Annotated in this window: 2 protein-coding genes; both read right to left on the reverse strand. The window is 36.9% G+C overall.

The genetic code is table 11. The annotated features are described in order from the left end of the window. A partial coding sequence (locus tag P9L98_05750; GenBank protein MDP8216801.1) for a hypothetical protein occupies positions 1–1,399 on the reverse strand: 1,399 nt, incomplete at its 3' end. 28 nt (positions 1,400–1,427) lie between these two features. Then, the gene (locus tag P9L98_05755) at positions 1,428–9,782 is read right to left on the reverse strand and encodes a hypothetical protein (protein ID MDP8216802.1); all 8,355 of its coding nucleotides are present in this window, start codon (positions 9,780–9,782) and stop codon (positions 1,428–1,430) included. Positions 9,783–9,830: the final 48 nt, after the last annotated feature.

The raw sequence follows: 9,830 nt of genomic DNA on the forward strand, positions 1-9,830 counted from the left end.
CTGAAGTTAAGCTGATATCACCGCTCAAGGCCATTGTTACCCAGAACATAAGGTAGCCGTGATGGAGTCCATTACTATCATCATAGGTTAGGCCTAATTCATTGAAGAGGCTGATGACAGACGGCATCAGCTGGGCGATTATTTCAGGAAGATCTTCTATGCGCTGTTTGACTTCTTGTAATAATGTGTTATATCCTGAATCTCCAGGTTTAACTCCTTTTACAATAAGAACATAGTGTATCCAATCTGTAATCATTCCCATTGAATTGGGGTCATAGTAATCTATCGGACTTTCCAGAATGGTGTTTAAATCTTTTACTACAGCAAGAAAATCTTTAACATACTGAATACTCCAGTTGATAATGTATTCCTCATTGTCAAATATAAAGCTTTCATTTCCGGATGTGGCCTTCTCAGCCCAGTAAGTCAGAAAACCATTATCTTGATATGGAGGATTTAGTATATCAACCGGCCCAATCAATGCTTCAACTGCATCTTTAACTTCAGCCATTGCATCAAGTAGGCTACAGATATAATCAAGTCCACCATTTACTTTTGATAGTGCTTCTTCTGCCATAAAAGTAAAGAAACCTATATCAAAAGACCCTAGGAGTGCAGTTATACTGGGGCTCATCTGATTTTTAAACAGGTTGTATACTTCTTCTCCAGAATAACCCTCTCTCATATACTGAGCCCAGCCTGCAATTATCTTTATATCCCTTGCATTTCTAACATCGAGATCTCTGTGGATTAGATTATCTTTTACACCTTGCATAAATATATCAGCAAGTATCACCATCATCTTTACATTGAGCTGGGTAAATCCTAAATTTATAAGATTTGCCCAGTTAAACAAGGCCTGTAAATCACTTATATCTTCAAGATCAACTGCTCCCATCTGGAAGAATGAACCGTTATACCAGAAATCGATTGCATCTTTTAAAACCCCTACTGTATCAATAAGTGATTGGACTTGATTTAAAGTATAGCCTTGGTCTAAAAGTCCTGACCAGAAATCCAGTATTGCCTGATCATTAGCATTGTTTAAATATAGTGCTCTACCTATGAGATTCTCAAGCCAGCCTTGGATAGTATCAGTATCTGATTGAGATGCCTGAGTTTTTAATGTAGATGAACTCTCTGTCTCTTCCTCTTCATCTTCCGCTTTTGAATCTTCTGACTCTTTCTCTTGATCTTCTCCTCCGGGTTGCTCTTTCTCTGCCTCATTTAAGGCATTTTTATTATCCACTGCATTTTGAGCATCTCCAGTAGATTCAGAGCTTGGCGGCATCTGTCCTTTCTTTTCATTTGAACTTACTTCAGCAGCATAAGAAAGCGTAGATGTGGTAAAAAAACATACAGCTATTAATATTCTGATTAGTAATTCTGCCTGTTTCACTTTACTTCCTCCTCCAGAATTATTTAAACTATCTGGTATTATATTGTTGCTTTAATAGATCGATCTCTTCTCTAAATGTATTGCCGTATAAAGACTTTTGATTTAATGTAAATTTTATGCAGTCTGCCATTGCCTCTTCTACAGACCTATTCCAGCCAAGCATAGAATAATTTAATAGTACTCCATTTACAAAGCCTATCAAGAGACTATCTGCGAAGTCATATTGACCTAAATAGTCGAATTTATAACCGGCTATAAATAGAGTATTTTCAAATTTATTCTCTTCTTCACCGATCTGTATATAGGGTAGTAATTCTTTAAGTTCTTTTACCACCATAGTTGTTGCCAGAAGAGCGCTCTCTGCTACCTCTTCTTCTGTAAAGCTGCTGTTTACAATGGCTATATTAGTTTCAAATTTAGCATATAAATCTTCCGAGAAATAGATCGTATTTATAGTTGCATCTGGAATTATATCAATTATTGCCTGATGGAGCGGTGTCTTAATGGTTACTGCAGGTATAGGAGGTTTCAGGATAGCTACAGGTTTAGCCTCTATCGGTTGAACTTTAAATGTGATAGAATCTTCAGCTACTACTTCATTGCTAATGATTGCTTCTATATCTACACTGTAGGTATTCTCAGCAGCATCAACAGGTTCAAATAGATATATACTGGAGCTGTGTTTTCTCTTCTCATCAACTAGAACACCTTCATCATCAACCGTTGTTATATTGTATGTTATAGGTTCCTCTATCGCAGAACCTTCTGTAGTTATGGCTATATTTATTGGAATTATTGGGTCTTCACTTATTACTGTTACTGTTAACTCTCCGCTCTCTTCATCTACCACTGCTGCTTCAGGTATTGTTATATTTAATGTTACTATTTCATATAGAGTCTGTTTTTCTACTGGAACAGCTTCTTCAGTCTGAGGTGCAGGGGGGATTGTCTCTCTTGTCGGTTTAGGTATCTCTTCTGGAGCTCTAGATACTACAATTGGTTTTTCCTGTATATCTCTTGTTAAGTCTTTAGGTCTTTCTACAGTGCCGTCTCCTTGCATTGATTGAGTCAGCGCAAGCTCATTAAGTGGAAATGGTTGACCAGCCGATTCATATAGCTCTCTTAAAGCTTCTTTCAAGATTTCAATATTTTCTGGAGATAGTTCCGGTGCTTCTACTACAGAACTGTCTGCGGATGGAGAAGGTATGTTTCTTGATGCTGTAGTTGTTGGAGGCGGATTAGGGGTTAAGTCTATCTCTTCAAATGTAGCCGCAATCTCGTCTACTGCTTGATTAAAGCTTATACTTCTAGCATCAGAAGTATTTTTATCTGTCCAATATCCATGTTTTTCCCATGCTGCTACAGCCGCTCTATCAAGCATAGCTTCAAAGTTATTTTCTATGTTATCAGGATCTCTTTTCATCTCTCCCTCTAGTTCACGTGTAAAGTATCCCATAAAGCTCTGTATGAATTCACCATGTATCTCTAAACATTTACCTTCTGCTCCCGGATACATTGTCAGGAATCTAGGGTAGCGTACCGAGGTATCTCTCATCATCCAGAAGCTGAACTCTCCCTCTGTAAGATTTGCTATCTCAATTGCTGCGCGGGTCAAGGCTCTCTCTATGTAAGGTCTTTTGGTTGTGGAGAATTTAAAGTAATCAGATAGAATACGGGAGATCATGCCTTCTCCGCCGTTAACACCTGTATCATTGAACCAGATTAGAGTAGAGTCTAATCTATCGCCGTTTAATCCCCAAACCTCAATCAGTATCTGCTCTAAGTTAGCTGAAGCAGGTATGTTTGCTATCTGAGGAGTTGTAATTTCAATAGCTACAGTTTGGGCAAGATTAAACTCTTCTTGAACCTCTGTGTCTCTATTTCCAGTAGCTGTTACGATATAATTATAATTTCTCAATTCAGGTGTGCCTTCGGCAACCTCAAATTCATCTGTTCTTATATTTTTATTCACTCTTTTAATTTCTGCTTTCATTTCATCGCTATCTAAATAATCTCCGAGAGATGTTTTAATTGCTTCAATAGCAGTTTTCATTTCGGTACTGTTTGGAGCATATTCGGGATGTTGTTTTTGAGCTATTGCACGAGCTGCATTATCTACCACAATATGCCCATAATTTATCAATAAAATTCTGGCAGAGTTTTCTGAGCTATCTTCTAAAGCTCCGGAGCCTGTATCATGGCCTTCTCTTAACAGTGCCATAACGTTCAGCTTACCGTTCATTTCAGAGATTACTCCATCTACTATATTTTGATAAGCTCTATAGACGTTACTTAATACCGTATTCATCGTGCTTAAGATATTCTCTGTATTAGGAGAGTGTCCTCTTCTTAACACTTCAGACCTCTTTTTCTCATATACTTTCATTGCCTCTTGTATCTTATAAGGTTGGAGATTCTCTTCTTCCCATTCATCTACTCCAGTATCGATTCTTGCTATAATCTCCTGACCTAAGAGTGTGAGTTCTCTTAAACCATTTAGATCGCTGCTTAAATGTCTGTTTAATTCAGCTATGTTGCTATATCCAAAATATCTTGCCAATGTTTCTCTATCTATAAGAGATGTTGCCGTTAGTATATCTGCAAGCTCTCTATATGTGTTCTGGTTTAAATAATAAGTTTTACCCTCGATATCTCTTAACCAAGATGTCCAGTTGGGATCGTAGATATTTAAGAACGAAGCTACAAATGTAGTATCTATATTTTCTGCTCCATTTTGAATAAGCAGGTCTCTAACATCCTCAAGCAGAGTCTCTTCTGTCGGTATCTGGTATCCTCTGCTTACACCTGAGCCGCTTATGCATGCTTTTTTAGCTGCTTCACCTCGTACCATAGATAGGGTTACTTCGGGTTCATTTGCAAACCAACCCAAAAGCCCTACTGCATTAGGATTATTATAATCGAGCTTGTAATCATCGAGTGTAACTCTTGCAGCTATTTCAGCATTAAGTATCTCTTTTACCTTATCTAATCCATATATTCTTGCCTGAGCTACATAATAAAAGACTATTCCGGACTGATAGGGGTCAAGCATATCTATATCCATAAACCTGGCCTGTTCTACGAGAGGTTTCAGCTCAGCTGCTATAGCCAGCCTATCGGATACTATTTTAACTCCGTAATCAATAGCTAGCTCAAGGACAGATTTACTGAATAAACCCTCTAATTGTTCTTTATATGCTTCTTCAAATGTTGCATAGTATTCATTGCGTTTAGGATGTACCCGGATAATAGTTGGGCCTCCGCCTACTGTTACGGTTTGACCTTTAAATTCCTCTAGCTTAGCATATTGTTCATCTGTAGGGCTTAATGGGTCAAAACCATTTGTCAACATCCAATCAAACCATATCTCTTTAGCTACTTCTGGATCTATAGCAGTTTCGTATGGCGGTACATAAGAACCTTCAACCGTATAAGACTGGATATAGAGCTGTCCGTTTTTAATATAGGCTGTTAAGCCTTGTCCTTCTAAGTACTCAACTATAAGCTCTTGGTATTCAGGCTGGTTTCTTAGGTTTCTCATATAGGCATCCGAGGCTTTAAGCTCTTCATCGCTTATTCCGCCCCAGAGAAGGCTTGAGCCCTCTTCTGTAGCTTCAAACTCTATCTGTAGTTTTAGTCTTTCGATATTTGATATATCTTTACCATCAATACCTTTATTGTTAAGGAAACCATTGAAGGAGTTTTCATAAGGATCGCTGCTTCTTGCTATCTCTAAGTATGTATTTAATCCGATCTGCATAGCATTTTCTGATTGATTTGTCAGGAATCCTGCCTGGTCAAAATTGCTGAGTAATACTGAGTCTTGCTCTAATGATATAGCAGCTTGAGGTTCTAATGCATTGCTTACCTTTATTAATGTGAATACGAAATTCTGCCAGGCTTCGTTTGCATCGGCTGATTCACCAAGTACACTGGCCTTGATCCAGCTATTATATACACCGCAGACATTACGGATAAATCTAATTGCTTCTAATTCTATATAATTGAAAGTAACAGCATCTGTGCCGGAATTCTTATAATCTTCAATATGACTGAAGTACAGTGTTCCCTCTGGCATCTCAGCCATTGTAAATTCCTTACCCGTATATCTCTCCCAGAATATAATCATTCTGGCTAAGTCGTCATCGCTTCTAGGAAGCGGGAAGCTCTGAAGGTAATTATAATTTGGAATCTCACCCGATATCCTTCCAATTTGCATATCAGCTATTATTCTTTTTATCTGTTCAAAATGAGGGTCTTCTGTGAATTCTTTTATCTCTCGGTCTGTTATAGGAGCAATGAGTTTTGCATAGTAGCTTAATAAGCCTATAGCATCAGAATTTTGCAATATATCTTCTATTGTGTAATTACCTTCTGGTTGGCCTATTGCTTCCATTGTTTCACCGACTCCAAATGTATTTAAAACTTGAACAGTTAGCTTTAAATTCTCTTTTAAAGAAGTTAAAGCCTGTGTTTTTGCTTCTTCTTCTGATAATCCGTAGTTTTCTTTTAGTTCTTGTATATGTTGCCATGTTTCTTGAGTTGTAGCCTCTAGATATCCTGCATTAGTTAAATTAACCCCAAAATCTATCGTGTATCCTTCTGGTTTACCATAAGATAATAAAATATTTAATTCTGCAAGCCCTTGAATATCGGATTTAAGCTGTAATATGAATTCTCTCTCTTCTCCAAGAAGTGCAAGTATATAGTCTCTATTTACGCTTTCTACAATATTGAAACTAGGATCATTCAGTTGTTCTCCCACAGAAGACAATAACCCTGCCATAGTGGCATCTGATAATATAGATGTTGGATCAGATAATATTTCAATTGTTTCACTTGTTGTTAAATCATTTATCAGTAAAGGTTGTAATAATCTTAATGCTTTAGCGTTATCTTGAATATCTTCTATGGTTTCTGCTACCGTTTTAGCTCCATATATAATTGGTGCAGCAAGACCTGATATTATCCAAATAGAGTCTGCTCTGCCTAGAATATTAAGGTCTACAATTTCGCTTTCAACCGCTATTCTTATCTGATTCAATATCTCTATTTCTTTACTTAACCCTGCTCTTCCATTAACCGAGAATCTTCCTCCTTCAGGGTTTACAACTGTGGATAACTGTGCAATTTGGGCTATTAAGCTTAATGAGCTAAAGCCTTCTATTGGATCTTGTGGGTCATATTCCATTTCCAATATTCTTCTTAAATCCATTGTAAGTTCTGGAGTTCCTTCTATATTAAATAATTTTGATAATATATTTTCGGTTGTTGTTCTATCGTTACTATCTAGAGCTATTTTTAAATCGAAAGCAGTAGTTGTTGATTGATGAATAATAGCTAGAATATCCTGAGTTAAAATAGTTTTAATATTTTGTTCGTTTAATTCTGTTAATGTATTTATATATTTTTTTTCAATGTTTTCAATCCATTTACCAAATTGTTCGGTTATATTTTGCGGTATTCCTTCTATATTAGGCATGATTCTTTCACCGCTTGGACAACTTAGGAAATCGGTTATGGCGGGTGCAATTTTATCTTCAATAAATATTAAAGCTTCATCTCGGGATGAGTCTTGAAGCAAACAAGATATAATGCAATCTAAGAACCCTATGCCTGCCCATTCTTCCATTGTTTTTACATAGAATCCAGCTACACCTGTCACATCTATAGCGCCATCTATTGGTTCTCCGCTTATTGTGGGTATTCCGGTTATGAGGTTAAAATGTGCTCCGTATAGTTCTTCCAAAGAAGCGTCTCTTACGAGTATCTTTTCAAGCAATAAAGTTGCAGAGATAAGAGATACCGGAATATAATCTCCATTTTCTTCAGTTAAGCCAGCATAATAACCTAAGAGTGAGCGATAAGCATAGTTGCCACTGCTTATATCTTCTTCAGATCCAACTCGGTATGTTTCACTTAAATCTGTAGTGCCATATAAATATTGTACTATAGGATTAAGCAGTTCACGTCTCTGTACTATTTCTGTTTCTGGAGAGGATAATACAATGACATCTTCATCGACAGAACGTGCAAGGTTATAGATAAAATCAGTATCTTTATTATAGTCAAGCTCAAGTAAGCTGTGCATGCTCTCCATAACTTCAGGGATATAATATCCTATCCATTCTTGGTAAGCTTGCTGATGAGCATCAATTGAACCGTCATATTTTTCTCCAAGTACATATTTTTCAAGAAAAGCGGGTCCTTCTTCCTTTATATAGGTAATATACTGATTAAATTCAGAAGCGATCCTTACTTCTTCTAATAGATTTGATACTCCTTCGGTGCTTCCAAGATTAGTTATATGTAAAATATCCAGAATCTCTCTTATTTCATCTTCACTCGCTGACTCATATTCATCTCCGAGTATGCGTTTCGCTGCAGGAAGGACTATGCCTGCCCAGGCATCTGTTGAGACACCATATTCTTCTTTTAAGCCTTGATAGCTGCTTCTTGCTGTTTGGTAGAATTCGGTTGTTTCTTCAGTTGAAATATTTAAAAGTGCTAAACTACAAGCAGTCAGTTCTTTTATTTGCGGGTTTGGTATATTCGTCAGGTTGGTTTTTATTGTCTTATAATTTTCTATCAATTGGGTTACTTCAGAAATTGTAAGCCCTGCAATCTCTTCTGTATTTTTTCCATATAAATATTCCGGAATTAATATGCTTAAGATATATTCTCTCTCTTCTGTATTAAAAGAGTTTGCTCCAACCGCTTCTGTAATTGCTCCGAGTCCCTGGAGTATGCTCCTATCATAGAAATCACCGGATTTATTCAGCATTACTTTCGTAAGGTTTATTAATATTAATTGATTACTCTCCTCTTCTAAATCAAAAGTGATTATATCTGCCAGTTGCTCTCTTACCTGGTAAGCAAAATCAATATAGTGGCGGGTCATTTCATCCATTAGGTTTAATTTATCTCTTTCTTCATAATAATAAGAACCACTATATCTGTAGTAGTTATTATTTGTATAGTTAGGATCTGTTTCTGTGCCTTGAGATATAGGGGCGTCAAACATCTCATTGCCTTCAATATCAAGAGGTTCCAGATAATCTAAATGCTCTACTATCCTTCTTAATCTGTAATCTGTTATATTGTCTCTTGTAAGCAGGTCTATGAGTAGCTGACTCCATTCAGACACAGGATTATTTTCTTCTTCGCTTGCAAGATTAAACCCTAAACCAGTAAGTGCCCCGGTAGTAAATGTTTCGGCTGCCTCACCTCTGTTGCTTAAGAAGTCTATTACGTAAAGGACTCTTGCTATCTCTTCTTCTGTCTCATCTGATACTGTATTCTCTTGGATGTCTAGATTTGCAGGCTGTTCTTCTTTTGTTAACATTTCAATTATTTCAGCATCAGTTTTGCCCAAGTCTTTTAGGTCTACTATTAAAGATAGATCTGCAATATCATCTTCATTATTCCATAAATCAGATGTTCTACCTTTAATCTCCCGAGCTCTATCCAATAGGGGTTTGTATCTGATCATATCGCACAATAGAGAGATGATTTCATCCGGGCTCTCTCCGCGTAGTATGAGACGGCTTACATAGTAACCTACTTTACCGGCTGTCTCTGGATCCAGAAGATTTAATACAGGTTCCTGCTGCAGGTATTCTTCTCTGTAAGGTATTAAGGATAATTGGTTATTGCTATATTCAGCGGGATTGTTTAAGGCTTCTTCTATTGTTATATAAAGCATGGTTCTTTGCTCTTCATTTAAATTCTCAGGCTGTGCTTCTGTAGGGTCTGGTTTCCAGATATGATTTAGCGAGAGAATATCTTGAGCAAAATACTGTGCTAGAGTATCTCTTATTAAGATTTGATTATCTGTATCTGTAGATTTATATACTTGGGAAAGAGCATTAAATGACTCTTTCTGACTATCATAATTCCACATCTTTTTATGAGTTACGAATTGAAGTGTGAGTGCTTCTGCTCTCTCTCTTTCTGATATTGAACTATCTGTTAAAATTCCATTAAGCAAATTGAGTGCTTCTGTATAATAGGTATTTGACACTTCGTAAAATCTCTGGAATGCAAATATGGCTCTCTCATCAGGTGATTGGGCATATTGAATCATTGTCTCAACTTTATCGATATATATACGGGCAGCTTCCAATGCAGTTGCACCGGTTATATCCGGTTCTTGGTATATCTCTGCCATAGTTGATTTTGTTCTGGCTATTTGAGCAGTAATTATAAGAGGGAATATTGTATAGTTTAATTCTGATTGAGGGTCTATTATTGTAGCTGTTATATCATCATATGTAGAGGATATAGTTGTAGAGGTATATTCCATATTAGCCATTAAGGCTAAAGATAGAAGGCTTATCTCTTCAGTGGTAATATCTTCATCAGCTATCTTTTCTCTGAACAACCTCTCTATTTCGCTACTGTCTGATTCCTGGCAGGCCGTTATGATATC

This window comes from Candidatus Kaelpia imicola (assembly GCA_030765505.1).
GTDB lineage: Bacteria > Omnitrophota > Gorgyraeia > Kaelpiales > Kaelpiaceae > Kaelpia > Kaelpia imicola.